Annotated in this window: 20 protein-coding genes; 13 read left to right on the top strand and 7 right to left on the bottom strand. The window is 59.4% G+C overall.

Annotated elements, in window-relative coordinates; translation table 11 throughout:
• The first annotated feature begins 71 nt into the window (after positions 1–71).
• From AC07N4_RS26700 to AC07N4_RS26690, 3 genes are all read left to right on the top strand, one after another.
• Positions 72–542: a hypothetical protein gene (locus AC07N4_RS26700; RefSeq protein ID WP_096821100.1), complete on the top strand. Its 471-nt coding sequence runs from the start codon at positions 72–74 to the stop codon at positions 540–542.
• Between the two features lie 490 nt (positions 543–1,032).
• Entirely contained in the window at positions 1,033–1,926 is an 894-nt protein-coding gene (locus AC07N4_RS26695; protein WP_096821099.1) for a sensor histidine kinase, read from the top strand.
• Positions 1,923–2,582 carry a response regulator gene (locus AC07N4_RS26690; RefSeq protein WP_096821098.1) on the top strand — a complete coding sequence of 220 codons (660 nt, stop codon included), beginning with the start codon at positions 1,923–1,925 and terminating at the stop codon, positions 2,580–2,582. Before AC07N4_RS26695 ends, AC07N4_RS26690 begins: the two co-directional genes overlap by 4 nt.
• Here the strand turns inward: AC07N4_RS26690 and yegS are convergent.
• The gene (gene yegS / locus AC07N4_RS26685) at positions 2,566–3,483 is read right to left on the bottom strand and encodes a lipid kinase YegS (RefSeq protein WP_096821097.1); all 918 of its coding nucleotides are present in this window, start codon (positions 3,481–3,483) and stop codon (positions 2,566–2,568) included. The genes AC07N4_RS26690 and yegS overlap by 17 nt on opposite strands.
• 315 nt (positions 3,484–3,798) lie before the next feature.
• On the opposite strand from yegS, the gene AC07N4_RS26680 reads away from it, so the two are divergent.
• Complete coding sequence (locus AC07N4_RS26680; protein ID WP_173861321.1) at positions 3,799–4,107, top strand: hypothetical protein; 309 nt, start codon at positions 3,799–3,801, stop codon at positions 4,105–4,107.
• Positions 4,108–4,148: 41 nt separating this feature from the next.
• Here AC07N4_RS26680 and AC07N4_RS26675 read toward each other — a convergent pair whose 3' ends face one another.
• Together AC07N4_RS26675 and moaB are read right to left on the bottom strand one after the other, a co-directional pair.
• Positions 4,149–5,375: a molybdopterin molybdotransferase MoeA gene (locus AC07N4_RS26675; protein ID WP_493066400.1), complete on the bottom strand. Its 1,227-nt coding sequence runs from the start codon at positions 5,373–5,375 to the stop codon at positions 4,149–4,151.
• Positions 5,359–5,898 (bottom strand): molybdenum cofactor biosynthesis protein B, encoded by a 540-nt coding sequence (moaB, locus tag AC07N4_RS26670; RefSeq protein ID WP_493066399.1) that lies wholly within the window; start codon positions 5,896–5,898, stop codon positions 5,359–5,361. Before moaB ends, AC07N4_RS26675 begins: the two co-directional genes overlap by 17 nt.
• An 81-nt stretch (positions 5,899–5,979) precedes the next feature.
• Between moaB and mobA the strand changes: the two genes are divergently transcribed.
• Both mobA and AC07N4_RS26660 read left to right on the top strand, forming a co-directional pair.
• Entirely contained in the window at positions 5,980–6,582 is a 603-nt protein-coding gene (gene mobA / locus AC07N4_RS26665; protein ID WP_493066398.1) for a molybdenum cofactor guanylyltransferase MobA, read from the top strand.
• Positions 6,583–6,660: 78 nt separating this feature from the next.
• Positions 6,661–6,882, top strand: a complete 222-nt coding sequence (locus AC07N4_RS26660; protein WP_085710733.1) for a YgdI/YgdR family lipoprotein — start codon at positions 6,661–6,663, stop codon at positions 6,880–6,882.
• A gap of 74 nt (positions 6,883–6,956) precedes the next feature.
• Here AC07N4_RS26660 and AC07N4_RS26655 read toward each other — a convergent pair whose 3' ends face one another.
• The 3 genes from AC07N4_RS26655 to AC07N4_RS26645 form a co-directional block, all read right to left on the bottom strand.
• Positions 6,957–7,850, bottom strand: a complete 894-nt coding sequence (locus AC07N4_RS26655; RefSeq protein ID WP_102620435.1) for a pseudouridine synthase — start codon at positions 7,848–7,850, stop codon at positions 6,957–6,959.
• Between the two features lie 69 nt (positions 7,851–7,919).
• Positions 7,920–8,237, bottom strand: coding sequence for a transcriptional regulator (locus tag AC07N4_RS26650; protein ID WP_085730606.1), 318 nt, complete (start codon positions 8,235–8,237; stop codon positions 7,920–7,922).
• 172 nt (positions 8,238–8,409) lie between these two features.
• Positions 8,410–8,646, bottom strand: coding sequence for a glutaredoxin family protein (locus AC07N4_RS26645; RefSeq protein WP_007955734.1), 237 nt, complete (start codon positions 8,644–8,646; stop codon positions 8,410–8,412).
• A 202-nt stretch (positions 8,647–8,848) separates the two neighbouring features.
• On the opposite strand from AC07N4_RS26645, the gene AC07N4_RS26640 reads away from it, so the two are divergent.
• Positions 8,849–10,561 carry a cation:proton antiporter gene (locus AC07N4_RS26640; protein WP_493066397.1) on the top strand — a complete coding sequence of 571 codons (1,713 nt, stop codon included), beginning with the start codon at positions 8,849–8,851 and terminating at the stop codon, positions 10,559–10,561.
• On the opposite strand, the gene AC07N4_RS26635 is transcribed toward AC07N4_RS26640, so the two are convergent.
• Positions 10,558–11,766: an ammonium transporter gene (locus AC07N4_RS26635; protein WP_096821150.1), complete on the bottom strand. Its 1,209-nt coding sequence runs from the start codon at positions 11,764–11,766 to the stop codon at positions 10,558–10,560. The two genes, AC07N4_RS26640 and AC07N4_RS26635, sit on opposite strands and share 4 nt — an antisense overlap.
• A 316-nt stretch (positions 11,767–12,082) precedes the next feature.
• Here AC07N4_RS26635 and AC07N4_RS26630 point away from each other — a divergent pair, with 316 nt between their 5' ends.
• From AC07N4_RS26630 to AC07N4_RS26605, 6 genes are all read left to right on the top strand, one after another.
• Complete coding sequence (locus AC07N4_RS26630) at positions 12,083–12,397, top strand: ElaB/YgaM/YqjD family protein (protein WP_085710739.1); 315 nt, start codon at positions 12,083–12,085, stop codon at positions 12,395–12,397.
• 2 nt (positions 12,398–12,399) lie between these two features.
• Positions 12,400–12,786 (top strand): phage holin family protein, encoded by a 387-nt coding sequence (locus AC07N4_RS26625; protein WP_096821090.1) that lies wholly within the window; start codon positions 12,400–12,402, stop codon positions 12,784–12,786.
• Positions 12,783–13,121 carry a hypothetical protein gene (locus AC07N4_RS26620; protein ID WP_096821089.1) on the top strand — a complete coding sequence of 113 codons (339 nt, stop codon included), beginning with the start codon at positions 12,783–12,785 and terminating at the stop codon, positions 13,119–13,121. The genes AC07N4_RS26625 and AC07N4_RS26620 overlap by 4 nt, the downstream gene beginning before the upstream one ends.
• Before the next feature lie 124 nt (positions 13,122–13,245).
• A complete protein-coding gene (locus AC07N4_RS26615; RefSeq protein WP_096821088.1) occupies positions 13,246–14,409 on the top strand; it encodes an EAL domain-containing protein in 1,164 nt (387 codons plus the stop codon).
• 68 nt (positions 14,410–14,477) lie between these two features.
• Positions 14,478–15,806 (top strand): deoxyguanosinetriphosphate triphosphohydrolase, encoded by a 1,329-nt coding sequence (locus tag AC07N4_RS26610; protein ID WP_096821087.1) that lies wholly within the window; start codon positions 14,478–14,480, stop codon positions 15,804–15,806.
• Between the two features lie 393 nt (positions 15,807–16,199).
• Positions 16,200–16,826, top strand: coding sequence for a response regulator transcription factor (locus AC07N4_RS26605; protein ID WP_096821086.1), 627 nt, complete (start codon positions 16,200–16,202; stop codon positions 16,824–16,826).
• The last annotated feature ends 8 nt before the right edge of the window (positions 16,827–16,834 follow it).

The raw sequence follows: 16,834 nt of genomic DNA, 5'->3' as shown, positions 1-16,834 counted from the left end.
ATCTCACGACGGTTCATGATCGTCGACACACACGACATTCGCTCATCAGACATGACGTTGTGGAGATAAGCATGCCGAACGACCGTAAAGAGTGGGCGCAGCGCTTCCCCGAATTTCTTGTCGAGGCTGAAACGCTCCTGGCCAAGTCCGAAGAGTGCCTGAGTCATTTGCAACTGATCAGCAATGACAAGGACGCCATCGACTGCATGCTCAGCACCCTGCTCAAACTGGCGAACAAGGCCGATGCCCTTGCATTGGTGGCCGTGTCCGAGTTCTGTCTGCACCTGCATGGCCTGCTCACTCAGACGCAGGATCATGTCGACCTGCATGCCCAGGCGCTCGACGCCCTGAAAGATTGCTTCACCTTGATGGCCTGGCAACTTGAACTGGTCGACCAGAGCACCGGCCAGTTGAGCCTGGACGAAAGCGAGCAGACGTCCCTCATCGAAGCGTTCGCCTTCCAGGTGGGTCAGAGCCAGTTTCAACCGCCGCTCAGTGCCAAGCCCTTGTCTCTCGTGTCCTATTCGGAGCGGCAAGCGTAATCGAGTGCACGCCGGGCCCATTGCAGCCCGTTAGTTCGAGCCATCGAATGTCGCAATTGAATAACTCATGCCTGCCAGCGACATCCTCAAATAAATAATTACGCGTCAACATGCAGACTGCCCAGCGCTGAAGTCAGGGTTTACCTGTGTATGAAAAATGAAAACTTCAGGTTTCATCGATAATTATCGATTCCAATAATTCAACTTTTTCCATTATGGAACTCGCGTCCAACATGGTGTATTTCCTGACTCTTTGGACATATAGGGCGAACGCGACCAACGGTATGTTAAGTGGTATTATGCCGCGCGTTAGTTGCTTTCACTTAATGGCACAGTGACTTCAATGATCGGTCTGCTCCGAAGTTGACAGTCAATTATCGATCACTGAACCGTATTGAAACCAACAACCTGAACCACAGATTTTCAGACAGAGACCGCCAGCCACTCTGACCGGTCTGCCCGCAGCGAACATCCATTGGCTCCATCCGCTATGTACGCCAGCCTCAAGTCAATCGCCACATGGCCACCCTCCCGAGAAAACGCGCGCAGGTTCACGCTCACGCTTTGCATTGGCGCGGCAGTGGGCAGTCTGCTGACTTATGGTTTGTCCGCGCCGCTGTCGTTTGGCCTGCTGCTGATCAATCTGGCAGCCGCCGCTTGCGTCTTTACCCAGCATCGCCTGTCGCGCAAATCGATCAAGTTCCAGCCTCAGGAACTGGCCGACCGATTGCTCGAAGTCCAGGAAAACGAACGTCACCGTCTCAGTCGTGAACTGCACGATGATATCGGTCAGTTGCTGACCGCCGCCAAACTGCAAAGCGAATGGCTCAAACGACGGCTGCCGGACGACTTGCAGGAACAGTGTTCGGCACTCTGCGACACCCTTGAGGAAACCCTCAACAAAGTTCGCGATGTTTCGGCCATTCTCAATCCACGGCAACTGACCAGCCTGGGGCTGGAAGCCAGTTTGCGCGCTCATCTGCTCAAGACACTGACCAACACCTCGGTGCACTGGAGCCTGGACTGTCAGCAGCGTTTGAACGGCATCCCTGAGGAAATGGCAGTCGCCGCCTTCCGCATCACCCAGGAAGCCGTGACCAACATCCTGCGTCATGCGCAGGCCAAGAACCTGCTGATCCGCGTGCAACGCCTTCCCCAAGGCTTGACCCTGCTGATCAGCGATGACGGTCTGGGCTTTGCCCCGGCCGCCAATCCGGGTCGTGAAGGACAACGAGGCATGGCCGGGATGGCCGAACGGATCGAGCAACTGGGCGGCACCCTGAGCGTGACGAGCGAACCGGGCAAAGGCACTCAAATCGAAGCACTATTCCCCTGGGCGCCCCGTGCACTCGAGCGGGCCAGTACGAATAAGGTTATGCGTTGACTTGTAACTTACTTCTGGTGGATGACCACTCGCTGATCAGAGCCGGCGTGCGCGCTCTGGTGCTGGATATTCCCGGTTATGCGGTAATCGGCGAGGCCAATGACGGCTCGCAGTTGCTTGAGATGGTCGAGCAACTGAACCCCGATATCGTCTTGCTGGATATTTCCATGAAAGAAACCGGCGGCCTCGAAGCGTTGCAACGGCTCAGACGGGTTCGTCCGCACAGCAAAGTGCTGATCCTCTCGATGCACACCGATCCTGCACTGATCATGCAGGCACTGGAATCCGGCGCTCACGGTTACTTGCTCAAGGACACCACGGCGACCGAGCTCGAACACGCGCTGGAAGCCCTGCGCAACAACGAGCGCTACCTGAGCCCGGCCATCGCCCACACGGTGATCAATCAGGCACTGACCCGCAATCAGAAGCTGCAACCGGAAGTCGCCGACTCACATAACCTGACAGCGCGCCAGCTGGAAATCCTGCGCCTGATCGTGCGCGGCAAGTCCACCCGCGAGATCGCCAATGGTCTGGGCCTGAGCATCAAGACCGTGGAAACCCACCGCTCGCAGATCATGAAACGCCTGCAGATCTACGATGTGGCCGGGCTGGTGCTGTTTGCCGTGCGGGAACAGATCATCAGTCTGGACGACTGAAACACCGCGTCCTGCCCAACAGCGGCGAGTTCTCCGGCAAATGCACACGCAGTGCCGCCGGACGCGCCGCAAACCGCAGACTGTCTCCCTCCAGGGGCTCGCCATCAAGATTGATGCAGAGCCCTTCGGCCACCTTGATTTCGACCCACGGCAAACGCGTGCGCACAAACATGTTGTCGATGCCGAACCCGTCGCTGAGCAGGGTTTTCAGCGTGCCGACCAGCTCCTGAGGTGCCGGCAGGATACTGATATCCAGCAGGCCGTCATCGGCCAGTGCCTCTGGGCACAATACATGCCCTCCACCCGCCTGGCGGCCATTGCCGATACCCAGCGCGAGCAGCTCACCGCGCCAATGGAAATCCGGCCCCTGCAATTCGCCATAGGCGGCGTGCAACTCACTGAATCGCGACAGGCCCGTAAACAGATAGGCCGCGCCCCCCAGCACCTTTTTCAGATCTTCCGAGGTATTGGCGGTGACCTGACTGCCAAAGCCGCCCGTGGCCATGTTCAGGAATATCTGCCCGCCCACCTCCCCCAGATCGATGTCACAGGCAGGCGCATCAAGCAATTCGAGTGCCTCATCCGGTTCCAGAGGAACACCGGCCGCGCGGGAAAAGTCGTTGGCGGTTCCCAGTGGCAACAACACCAGACTGGCCTTGCCCGGGTGAGCCGCCAGGGCCTCGGCGATATCGCGCAAGGTACCATCGCCACCGCCAGCAATGATTTGCCCGAATCCGGCAGCCAGCGCTTCTTCGACCAGACGCTGGGCATCGCCGGCTTCCCAGGTCAGGCGCACAGCCAATTCCCAGCCCTGTCCGCGTTTGCGTTCAACCGCGGCGCGAACCGCTTCGTTGAGTGCCTGCTTGCCATGTAGAATCAACAATGCCCTGCGTTCACTCATTTTGGTCACTCCCGGAATTGAATCGGTTCGGGACATCTTGACCCCCACGGCACGCAAAAGAGCCGCCGCAATCCCAAGTATTTCCAGCGCCCCCCTTTCACGCGTCCTACAAGGCGGTATTTTTTCGTACGGAATGTAAGGAATCGGCTCAATTGACCCGTCCTGGCCATTGGTACACCGTGTGTCGGTGGCAACAATCTTCAACCCGATCACACAAGGATGTGCAGGTAATGAGTCAATACATCATCAGGACTTTCGATCATTCGAGTAGCCGTTTCTGCCGGCAGAAACTCATGGCAGCAGGCGGGAATTTGCATGCACAGCCATGAAGCAAGAATGCCATTGGGCCCGGTTGCTCCCCTCTCCGACAGTCGTGCCAGTCAAAGGGCCGAATTCAACAGCTGTGCCAAAAACACTGGAGAAACCGTTATGGAACCTCGTGTCACCGAGCTGGAAACCCACCTCAAATACATCCGCCGTGACATGGACGAAGTAAGAGGAGACGTCAAAGCCATCAAGCACCGTCTCGCCTACTCCGCAGGTGCCACAGCGGTGGTTCTTGGATTGTTGGGCTGGGTTGCCAATAGTCGCTTCGATCAGCTCGTTGCACTGATCAGCCGCTGACGGACTGAAATGCAGGCCCACACGAGCCTGCATTTCAATGATCAGCCGAGAAGTTCACTCAGGGGAATGAAAGGCACCATATCTCCCTGGGTCAGGGTGCGCCCCTCCTGCACCTCCACCAATCCATCAGCCCAGGCGGCGCTACGCAGAACGCCCGAGCTCTGGTTTCGGTAGATCGTTGCCTGTCCCTGTTCCAGGCGCCCCCGCAGGAATTCACGCCGATTGCCGGCCTGGGGCCAGACAAATCCAGCCGGGACTGGAAACTTGAGTGGCTCGACATCCTGCACACCCTGACGACGCAGCAGATAGGGCTTGGTCAACAAGGCAAACGTCACCAGGGTCGACGCCGGGTTGCCGGGCAGGCCGATGACCGGAACACCACGGAAATGACCAACAGTCAAAGGCTTCCCGGGTTTGATCGCCAGCTTCCACAGTGTCAGCTCACCCTCTTCCCTCAGTGCAACACCGAGAAAATCCGCTTCACCAACCGATACGCCACCGGTCGACAGTATCAGGTCGGCCTCTTTGAGCTCCCCAAGACGTGCGCGGGTGGTGGGCAAGTCATCCGGAAGAATACCGGCATCCAGCACTTCACAGCCCAAACGCTGCAGCCAGCTGCACAGCACCACCCGGTTGCTGTTGTAAATCTGTCCCGGGCCCAGTGCCGTTCCCGGTTCGACCAACTCATCGCCGGTGGACAGCACTGCCACGCGGATCTTGCGGACCACGTCAAGACCGGCGCAGCCCAAAGACGCGGCCAGCCCTTGCTCGATCGGACCGAGCCGGGTTCCCGCGGACAGGATCAACTCGCCCACGGTGGTTTCCTGCCCCTGCGGGCGGATGTTCTGTCCGGACACCATGGTCTCGATGAACCGCACTCGTTCGTCAGCCTCGATCACCGCGTTTTCCTGCATCTCGACGCAATCGGCGCCCGGCGGAACGGGTGCGCCCGTAAAGATGCGGGCGCAGGTGCCCGGCTCCAGCGGTTCAGGCGACTGGCCGGCAAAAATCTTCTGGCTGACCGGCATCGGCTCACCGGTCCAGTCAGCCAGGCTCAAGGCATAACCGTCCATGGCACTGTTGGGCCATGGCGGCAGATCCAGTGTCGAAACCAGATCCTGCGCCAACACCCGCCCCTCGACCTGCGCCAGTGGCAGATATTCGGATTCGACAATCCGCGAGGCGTCAGCCATGTCCAGCAGACGCGCCAGGGCCACCTCGACCGGCATCAGGCTGCCGGTCTTGCCAGGCTTACCCGCGGGATTCACAGGAAGCCGCCTGTTTCAGATGAGGGACGAAATTGCACGGGCGGTGCCGCGAATCCAGTTGTTCAGCCAGGATGCCATCCCAACCGGTACGTACCGCGTTGGTCGAACCCGGCAGACAGCAGACCAGCGTACCGTTGGCCAACCCTGCCAGGGCACGGGACTGCACAGTGGAGGTGCCGATGTCGGCAACCGAGATCTGGCGGAACAGCTCACCAAAACCATCGACTTGCTTGTCCAGCAGGCACCCAACGGCTTCGGGTGTACTGTCGCGCCCGGTGAAGCCAGTGCCCCCGGTGATCAGCACCACTTGCACGACGTCTTCGGCAATCCAGTGGGCGACTTGCGCACGGATTTTGTACAGGTCATCTTTGAGCAATACCCGCTCCGCCAGGTTGTGGCCGGCAGCCGTCAAACGGTCGACGAAGACCTGGCCGGAGGTATCGGTTTCCAGAGTGCGGGTGTCGCTGACCGTCAGTACCGCGATATTGAGCGGTGCGAAAGGTACATCAGCCTTGGCTTTCATAGGCTCATCCAGTTGTAGGAGAAACAGCCCGGTGTTATATCACAGCGCCCCATTTTTTCGCCGAACCTGCGGAGAGTTGCCATGACTTCCAATACCCGATTGCCGCCCTGTTCCGTCCTGTTGCTGGCCGGTGGACGAGGCCAGCGCATGGGCGGTCAGGACAAGGGGCTGATCGAATGGCACGGGGAACCACTGATCGCTCATTTGCAGCGCAAGGTTCGTCCGCTGACCGACGACCTGATCATTTCCTGCAACCGCAATCGCGAACGCTATGCACCCTTTGCCGATCAATTGGTCTCGGATGACGAGGAAGATTTTCCCGGGCCATTGGCCGGTATTCGTGCAGGTTTGCGAGCCGCCCGCCATACGCATCTGCTGGTGTTGCCATGCGACGTACCGCGAATCGACCTTCCCTTGTTGCAGAGCATGCGCGAGACCGCCAGCCTGCACCCTGAAAATCCTCTGATGCTGCGTCACGACGAGCACTGGGAACCGCTGCTTTGCGTGATTCCCGTGGCGCTTCTGCCCGCATTCGAAGAGGCTTGGCACGAGGGGGAGCGCAGCCCTGGCCGGCTCATGCGCAGCCTTGGCGCCCAGGCCCTGATTTGCCCGGACAACGACCCACGGCTGGCCAATCTCAATACCCCGGAACTGTTAAGCTCTCATAACACTGTGTCAGACTGACCGCGTTCAAGGAACTCTCACGCCTTGTATACGTCTACAAGCTCAGTAACCAAAAGAATTCCCTTCGGAGACAAACACATGACTCAACGGACTCTCGCCACTTTCATGCTCGCACTGGGCCTGGCCACCCTCGCCGGTTGCGCTTCGCCAACTGTGATCACCTTGAATGACGGTCGCGAAATCCAGGCCGTCGACTCGCCTAAATACGACAAGGATTCGGGCTTCTACGAATTCGAACAACTGGACGGCAAGCAGACTCGCATCAACAAAGATCAGGTTCGCACCGTTAAAGAGCTGTAAGCGACGCCAGATACAAAAAAGCCCGCATTTTGCGGGCTTTTTCGTGGGCGGTTGAAAGTGGATTGCGCTATGGATCACCAGTCCAGCGTGATCCGGCTTTCAAATTCACGCGCCTGACCCGTGACCGGATCGATGAACCGCAAACCCTGCGCCAGAAGCTTGAGCGGTTTGGCGTAATCATCCTCAACGTCCTTCAGCACCTCGGGATAGAACGGATCGTTACAGATGCTGGCGCCCAGCGACGTCATATGCACCCGCAACTGGTGTTTCTTGCCGGTCACCGGATACAGGCCGTAGCGCCAGAGGTCACCGTTCTTTTCCCGCACTTCCACTGCCGTTTCGGTGTTGCTGACACCTGGGCCTTCCTGCATACGGAAAAACGGCTCGCCATCGACCATGCGGCTCTTGTGCACCAATGGAAAATCCAGCTCCGGCAATGCAGCAGCGATGGCTTCGTAGCGTTTTTCGATTTGCCGTGTCGGGAACAATGACTGATACGCCGAGCGCGTCTGCGGATTGGCCGAAAAAATCACCAACCCGGCGGTGTGCCGGTCAATCCGGTGCAGCGGCACCAGGTGCGGATTGTCCAGTCGGCGAATCAACCGGCGCAGCAGCGTTTGCTCCACGTACTCCCCTGCCGGTGTCACCGGGAGGAAATGAGGTTTGTCTGCGACGACCAGATGTTCGTCCGCGTAGAGAATCGACTCGACCACCGGAATCGGCTTTTCATCCGGCACTTCGCGAAAGTAATGGATGCGCAGGCCTTCCTTGTACGGCAAGTCCAGCGCAATCGGCTGGCCTTCACCATCCAGCACCCGGCCTCGGGCAATCCGGTCCAGCCATTGATCGCGTCCGATGGCACTGAAGTGATCACACAGACAATCGAACACTGTCCGCCAGTCGCCGGGAGGCAGATAAAGCGTGCTGGCCTGATTCTGTGCGGCGGAAAATGTAGATGTGCTGGACATACGAAGAACTCGAACCCTTAAAGCAGAGCGGCATTATCCAACACAGAGAGCAGCAGACCTAGCGCAGAATCAGGCGGGAATCGATTTGAGGGCCGCCGCCTCAGTGAATTCCTTCAGCCAGCGCAATACATCGACGGCCTCCCAGCGGCCCGGATCGTACAAGGCGTACAACAAGCCCTGATAACCCACCACATCCAGTTGCTTGTGATATCCGGCGCGCTGGAACAACGCCTCGATCTCGGCAAAACAGGTATTGAAATGCAGCTTGTTGAACGGCGTCTTGCCTTCCGTGACCAGACCGTCCAGGCGCAATTCGTGGACGGCTTCGCGCACCACGTCAACCGACATCCGGTTCACGCTGCTTTTCAACTGTTCGACATTGACCACGGTTCATCCCTCTGACGTCCTGGCTGCCCTGCCTGATGCCCCAAAAGGACACAGCACGACGAGCCCACTCAATTACTGTATGAACATACAGTAACCGAATAAACCCGAGAGTGCCAAGGATCGATGACCGTCGCGATGAATGGCCAGGTCGGAACAACGTCGAGGGAAAAGGCTAACGCAGGAATGCCACAACCTGATCGGCGCTGAACGGCCACCCCAGCTCCGCCCCGGTATCGACCCGGCGCAGCACAGGAATCCGCAGGCTGTAGGCCTCGAACCAGGACTCATCGTCAGCAATGTCCACCAGTTCCACCAGCAGGCCATGCTCGACAAACGGCATCAGCTCGGCTTCAGCGACTTCACACAGATGGCACCCCAGGGTGCCGAACAACTGGCATTCAGGAAGCATGCGCGTTCAATCCCAAAATTTGATTGGCCATTTTAGGCCTCACCTGTGAACCCGTCGACCCATCAGAGGCCTCAAGCCATCAAGCGGGTTTATCCTCGCAAAACCCTGACTCAAATCAGCCCGCACAAATGCGTTTTCCAGCATGCTCCGGTGTTTTTTGCCTCTACGCTTGAAGAGCCAGACCCTGCCGCCGGAGTGTTTTGTGTTTGCCAATCTGTTGATCATTCTTGCCTCGTCCCTGGTGATGATTGCCCTGTTCCGCCGCCTGCGCCTGCCGCCAGTGTTGGGCTATCTGTGCGTCGGACTGATGGTCGGACCGAAGGCGTTCGACTGGATCAACGAGAGTGAACACCTGCCGGACCTTGCCGAGCTGGGTGTGGTGTTTCTGCTGTTTTCGCTGGGGCTGGAATTCTCCCTGTCGAAAATGATTGCGCTGCGCCAGGTGGTTTTCCGTCTGGGCAGCCAACAGGTGCTGATCAGCACGGCGCTGCTGGGAAGTATGCTGATGCTGCTGGGCATGCCCCTCACCCCGGCGCTGTTGCTCGGCGCGGGGCTTTCGCTTTCATCCACGGCGATCGTCACCAAGGAACTGGGCAGCCTCGGCGAAATCTTCAGCAGCCACGGCCAGAACGCCGTGGGGGTCCTGTTGTTTCAGGATGTGGTGGCCGTGTTGTTGCTGACGCTGGTACCCGTCTTCGCCGGTAGCAGCGATCAGGCCTGGTATTGGGCGTTGCCGCTGACACTGCTCAAGACGGTTGTGCTGTTCATCGGCTTGCTGCTGGCCAGTCGCTGGCTGTTGCCACGTCTGTTTCAGGAGGTGGCGGCCTCGCGTTCGGCCGAGCTGTTCGTGCTGCTGGCGCTGGTGATCGTGTTGCTCACGGCGTGGCTGACTCACCTGCTCGGCCTGTCCCCTGCCCTCGGCGCCTTCCTGGCCGGCATGCTGCTGGGGGAAAGTCATTATCGGCATCAGATCGAAGCCGATATCCGGCCGTTCCGCGACATCCTGCTCGGCCTGTTCTTCGTCAGCATCGGCATGCTGATCGACCTGCAATTGTTTGCCAGCCACAGCCTGCTGATACTCGCCATGACCCTGGGTTTGCTGGTAATCAAGGGGTCAGTGGTGGCGCTGCTGGTGAAATGGCGCGGCAACGACAATGAAACCGCGTGGCGCAGCGGCCTGGCACTGGCTCAGGGTGGCGAGTTCTGTTTCGCCCTGATGGCGCAGATGCAGCAAAACCAGCTGATGCCGGCCGAGCTCGGCGCGCTGCTCCTCGCTGCTACATTCTGCTCGATGCTGCTGACGCCGCTGATGTTGCGTGCAGCACCGCGTATCGCCGCCGCCCTGCACCGCAAACCCAATCAGGAAGCACAGATCGAGCACATCAGCGCCCTCAATGCCGGACTCGATCAGCATGTGGTGATCTGCGGTTACGGTCGTGTCGGTCAGTCGATCGGACGCTTCATGCGCAATGCCGGGCAACCTTACATCGCCCTGGATAACGACCCCGTACGTATACAGGAGGCCGCCACCGTCGAACGCGACGTGCATTACGGCGACTCTGCACGCGGCGACCTGCTGACTGCCGTCGGTTTGCTGCGCGCCAGGCTGCTGGTGATTGCCGTGGATAAAAGCGATGTGGCGTTGCGGGTGCTCAAGGAAGCCCGGCGACTCAACTCGAAGGTGCCGATTCTGGTGCGCACCCGCGATGACAGTCAGTGGGCCGAACTGAAAGCCGCCGGCGCCAGTGAAGTGGTGCCGGAGCTGTTGGAGTCAAGCCTGATGCTTGCCTCTCATGCCTTGATTCTGCTCGGTCTGCCGGCACACCAGGTGCAGGAGAAAGTCGATCGGGTGCGCATCGACCGCTATCGCCTGCTGCATGGCTTCTACCCGGGTGCCGAAGATGAAGAGACTTAGTCCTGACTTACCGCGCCAATCTTGTGCAGCGACAGATCCGCGCCGTAATACTCCTGTTCCTGACTCAGGCGCAGACCATGCAGCGCCTTGATCGAACCGTAGACGGCGAAGCCACCGACCAGCGCCACCAACACGCCCAACGCCGTGCCGATCAACTGGCTGATCAGGCTGACGCCACCGAGCCCACCCAGCGCGGTCGAGCCGAAGATCCCGCAGGCGATGCCACCCCACACGCCACACAAACCGTGCAGCGGCCAGACACCCAGCACGTCGTCGATCCGCCATTTGACCTGCGCCGCCGTGAAGCACCAGACAAACAGGGCACCGGCAATCGCACCGGTCACCAGCGCGCCCACCGGATGCATCAGGTCGGAGCCGGCACACACCGCCACCAGACCGGCCAACGGACCGTTGTGCAGAAAGCCTGGGTCATTGCGCCCGACAATCAACGCCGCCACGGTACCGCCCACCATCGCCATCAACGAATTGACCGCCACCAGACCACTGACGCCTTGCAGGGTTTGCGCGCTCATCACGTTGAAGCCGAACCAGCCGACGATCAGGATCCACGAGCCCAGCGCCAGAAACGGAATGCTCGACGGCGCGAACGCCACCAGCCGGCCATCGCGATAGCGCCCATTGCGCGGCCCCAGCAACAGCACCGCCGCCAGCGCCAGCCAGCCGCCCATGGCGTGAACCACCACGGAGCCGGCGAAGTCATGGAAGGATGCACCGAACCGCGCCGCCAGCCAGGCTTGCAGACCGAAGTTGCCGTTCCAGATCATGCCCTCGAAAAACGGATAGATGAACGCCACGATCAGCGCCGTCGCGCACAATTGCGGAACGAACCGTGCCCGCTCGGCGATACCCCCGGAAATGATCGCCGGAATCGCTGCAGCAAAGGTCAGCAGGAAGAAAAACTTCACCAGCCCGTAACCATGATCGGCGCTGAGCACCGCCGCCGGTTGCAGGAACGTCACCCCGTACGAAATCCAATAGCCTATAAAGAAATAGGCCAGCGTCGACACCGCGAAGTCGCTGAGGATCTTCGACAAGGCGTTGACCTGATTCTTCTGGCGAACCGTTCCGACCTCCAGAAAGGCGAAACCGGCGTGCATGGCCAACACCATGACCGCACCGATCAGAATGAACAACGTGTTGGAACTATGAACGAGCGTATCCACAGCGCTTTGCAGATTTTCCATGAAGAGGCAGACCCAAGGCTGAAAAAGGCACCAAAGCGGTTCATGCAGACATTTCATGCACCAAGATGCGACCGCGCAGTCACCGATCCACTGGTCCGGCGAACCGCTTTGGCGCACAAGGTCGATGTCCTGATATGAACCCGTGTCATCCGGGCTATGATTTCCCGGCTTCGCGCCCGGCAACAGCGCACTGCTGTCCGGTGACGCACCACGACACAGCAAAAGATGTACCAGTCATTTGTACTGAACCTTCACGCAAGGCTCATACTCGAAAGTTTCAGAAGCCGTTTCAGACAGCCACTTACGGAGATTCCCCATGGCCAGCACCAAGGCAAAGACTGCTCAAGAAATCCTGATGAACGACTTCCAGACCCTGGTCAGCGACACCGAACGGTTGCTGGAACACACCGCCACGCTGGCCGGTGATCAGGCGGATGAGTTGCGCGAACAGATCCACGAAAGTCTGCTGCGCGCACGGGAAACCCTGAAACTGACCGAAGACACCCTGCGCGAGCGCGGTCAGGCAGCGGTCACCGCCACCGAAGATTATGTCTCGGCCAACCCGTGGCAATCGGTGGGTATCGCGGCGGGCGTAGGCTTTCTGATTGGCCTGCTGGCCACGCGGCGCTAATCATGTCGATCGGTGAATCCGGCCCGACTTCGGGCACTACTTCCTCCACGCGGCGCCTGGGCGCAGCCGTCCTTGGTCTGTTGCACAGTCATGTCGAACTGTTCGGCATCGAACTGCAGGAGCAGAAGGCACGCACCGTCAGCCTGTTGCTGTTTGCAGGCCTGGCGCTGGTGTTTGCATTGCTGTTGCTGGTCGGCCTGTCGACCCTCGTCCTGATCGTGTTCTGGGACACGTATCGTCTCGCCGCGATCATCGGCCTGTGCGTGTTCTACACCCTGGCGGCGATCTTCTGCGCGCTGCGTCTCAAGGCTGCGATCTTCGATGAATCCTCGCCCTTCCACGGCACCCTGGAAGAACTGGCCAACGACCGGGAGCGCCTGCTGCCATGAGCCTGCCTGAACTTCCACAAAACAGCTCGCGCCAGGAAATGCGCAAGGCCCTGATCCGTCTGCGCATGGAAATGCATCGTCAGGAAATCCGTCACGAAGCCGGCCAGGTCCTGCAACCCTTGCAACGCATGCGCGGCATGACGCAAAACCTGCAGGACGGTTTCGGCATCAAGCACGCGCCGTTGTGGGGCGTGGCGGCCGTGACGCTGCTGGGTTTCCTCACCGGCAAAGGTGCCAAGAGTGGAGGCGTCGGCGGTCTGAGTCGGTTGATCCGTCTCGGCACCAGCCTCGCTCCGCTGATCAAACTGGTCATGCAGAACACCAGCAAGCGCTGAGCTGCACATCTGGCTGCATTCTTGCAGTGCTGGCGGGATTGAATCTCTTCATCCGGAGATTCAATCCCGCTCGTCTATCCGGCCGGCAGGGTCCCACCCGAACAACAACGACCAAGGAGGCCCCGTGATCGACGGGCAACCGCTCGCCTGCTTTCAGCCTTTCATCGATACCGCCACCGGACGCATCGCAGGCGTCGAAGCGCTGGGCCGTCTGCGCCAGGCGCAAGGGCAACTGACATCGGTCGGGCCGCTGTTCGCCGATCCACGAACGCCAGCCACCGCGTTGCGCCGCCTCGATCGGCAGGTTCGCGACAATGCGCTGAGCCGATTGCACGAAGCGCCACCGGACTGGTTTCTCAGCCTGAACATGTCGCCGCGCTGGATCAGCCGTCTGCGCGCCGACCAGGCGCTGCCGAGCCTCAAACAACTCGCCCGGCATGGCGTCGACCCGCAGCGGATTGTCTTCGAGATCACCGAACTGGGCGGCAACAGTCAGCGTCTGTCTGAAGTGGTCGCGCGCTATCGCGATGCCGGGGCGCGAATCGCCATCGACGATTTCGGCGCTGGATACTCTCAACTTGATCGTGTGCTCGCATTGCAACCGGACATCCTCAAGCTCGACATGCGCCTGTTCCAGGCCGCCGCGCTCGGCGGGCCGAGCAGCGATGTGGTCAAGGCGCTGGCACAGATGGCGGAAAAAACCGGCTGCTGGATCATCGCTGAAGGCGTGGAGACCGAAGCGCAGCTCAATTTCGCGCTGGAGTGTGGCTCACGCTACGTGCAGGGTTTTCTGTTCGCCCGGGCGCAGGAGGCTTTCTTTGCGACGGATGCGTTCGTCCAGCGCTTCGCTGAACTGCGCCAGGCCTATGTGAAGCAGAAGCTCACTGAGCGCGGCAAGTTGATGTCGATGCGCCAACAGCTCGGCGAGTTGATGACAATCCTGCAGACCTGGGCTCAGGCTCGCGCGCCGCTCAGCGCCTTGCCGCAACTCGATGCCTTTCCGTGGTTGCTGCGGTTCTATCAGTGCGACCGCCAGGGCACGCAACTGACCCCGAATCTGGAATGGCGCCAAAGCGGCTGGGTCGCCGACAACCGTTATCTGGGCCACAACTGGTCATGGCGCCCCTACTTCTACCACCTGCTGGCCGAAGGCTGGGAAGAACGGCGGCTGACGCTTTCCAACACCTACCGCGATGCCACCAGCAACCAGTATTGCCTGACCGCCGGGCAATTCTTCGACAATGGCGAACGCTTGCTGTTGATCGACATTGATGCCGCCGGACTGTAGTTGCGCTTGCAGACACTCGCTCGAACCGGGAAGCTAGGGCACCAGTCACCCGACGGAGAGAATCAGCCTTGGATTGGCAAACCCTGCTCAACCGCGAACGTCTCGGCAAGCCGCTGCACAGCCCGCAGGAACTCGGCCGCAGCCCGTTCCACAAAGACCATGACCGCATCATTTTCTCTGGCGCCTTCCGCCGCCTCGGCCGCAAGACCCAGGTGCACCCTGTGTCGAGCAACGACCACATCCACACGCGTCTGACCCATTCGCTGGAAGTCAGTTGCGTCGGTCGTTCGCTGGGCATGCGCGTCGGTGAAACCCTGCGTCGCGATCTGCCCGAGTGGTGCGAGCCGAGCGATCTGGGCATGGTCGTCCAGTCCGCTTGCCTGGCCCATGACATCGGCAATCCGCCGTTTGGCCATTCCGGTGAAGACGCCATTCGTCACTGGTTCCAGCAGGCTGCCGGGCGCGGCTGGCTGGATGCGATGAGTGACGCCGAGCGCGGTGATTTCCTGAACTTCGAAGGCAATGCCCAAGGCTTCCGGGTCCTCACGCAACTGGAATATCACCAGTTCGACGGCGGCACCCGGTTGACCTATGCGACCCTCGGCACCTATCTGAAGTACCCGTGGACCGCGCGTCACGCCGACTCCCTGGGCTACAAGAAACACAAGTTCGGTTGCTATCAGAGCGAGTTGCCACTGCTGGAACAGATCGCCCACAAACTGGGCCTGCCGCAACTCGAAGAGCAGCGCTGGGCGCGCCATCCACTGGTGTATCTGATGGAGGCCGCGGATGACATCTGCTATGCGCTGATCGATCTGGAAGATGGCCTGGAGATGGAGCTGCTGGACTACGCCGAGGTCGAGTCGCTGCTGCTGGGTCTGGTCGGCGACGATCTGCCGGAAACCTATCGCCTGCTGGGCCCTCAGGATTCGCGCCGGCGCAAACTGGCGATCCTGCGGGGCAAGGCCATCGAGCACCTGACCAACGCCGCCGCCCGGGCCTTCGTCGAGCAACAGGACGCACTGCTGGCGGGTACGCTGCACGGGGACCTCGTGGAGCACATGCATGGCCCGGCCAAACGTTGCGTCTTGAACGCCAAGGACATCGCCCGCCGAAAGATCTTCCAGGACAAGCGCAAGACGCTGCACGAGATTGGTGCCTACACGACACTGGAAATTCTGCTCAACGCGTTCTGCGGCGCGGCCCTGGAACAGCACAACGGCCGTACGCCGTCGTTCAAGAGCCGCAGAATCCTCGACTTGCTGGGCAACAATGCACCGGATCCGCACGGCCCGTTGCACGCATCGTTCCTGCGCATGATCGACTTCATCGCGGGCATGACTGACAGTTACGCCAGCGACATGGCCCAGGAAATGACAGGCCGCTCCAGCCAATGATGCCTCGTGCTCCGACCGGTCAGGCGCTGATCGGTCGGGCGCACGCATCACACAAGACAGAATTCAGGACAGGGTCTGTTGCAGGTTCCGATTTTTCTTTATATGCATCGTCCAAATATCGAAAAGAATCACTGAAACAAAAAACCGAAGCCCCTTAATATCCGATAAATATTAAACAGCCAGACCTTTCAATAACGCACGGCGCTCCATTGACGAGACTCAATTAACGCCCCACCCCCTCTACCTACGCCAAAACTAGTTCACGCGTAGTCTCATTCTTCTTTATATGTAGGAATAATCCTAGATTGCCACTGAGGCACTGTCGGTTCATGCGACCGCTCATCCATCTGAGCTAAGGTGCGCCCTTTATTCGCGCTCGCATGGGACTTTATTATGAACTCCGTTTTTATCGTCGATGATCATCCGGTTATCCGTCTTGCCGTTCGAATGCTATTGGAACATGAAGGCTACAAAGTCGTCGGTGAAACCGATAACGGGGTCGATGCCATGCAAATGGTCCGCGAATGCGCGCCTGACCTGATCATCCTCGACATCAGTATTCCGAAGCTTGACGGCCTGGAAGTCCTTGCCCGCTTCAATGCCATGAGCTCGCCCTTCAAGACACTGGTCCTGACCGCACAGTGCCCCACATTGTTCGGCATTCGTTGCATGCAGTCCGGCGCGTCGGGTTATGTCTGCAAACAGGAAGACCTCAGCGAACTGGTCAGTGCCATCAAGGCTGTTCTATCCGGTTACAACTATTTTCCCAGTCAGGCACTGAACCCGGTTCGCAGCGATGATGTGCGTTACACGGAACTGGAACTATTCAAAGCCGTCAACGACCGGGAATTAATGGTATTGCAACTATTTGCCCAAGGTCGCACAAACAAGGAAATTGCCAAAGGCATGTTCCTCAGCAACAAGACCGTCAGCACTTATAAAAAACGCCTGATGCAGAAACTCAAAGCCAAATCCCTTGTAGAACTTATCGAAATGGCCAAACGTAACGCACTCGTGTGAGAGCCAAC

The organism is Pseudomonas sp. GW821-FHT09E04 (assembly GCF_059416185.1).
Note: the sequence above shows the minus strand (reverse complement) of the source record. Positions and strands in the feature narration are given on the sequence as shown.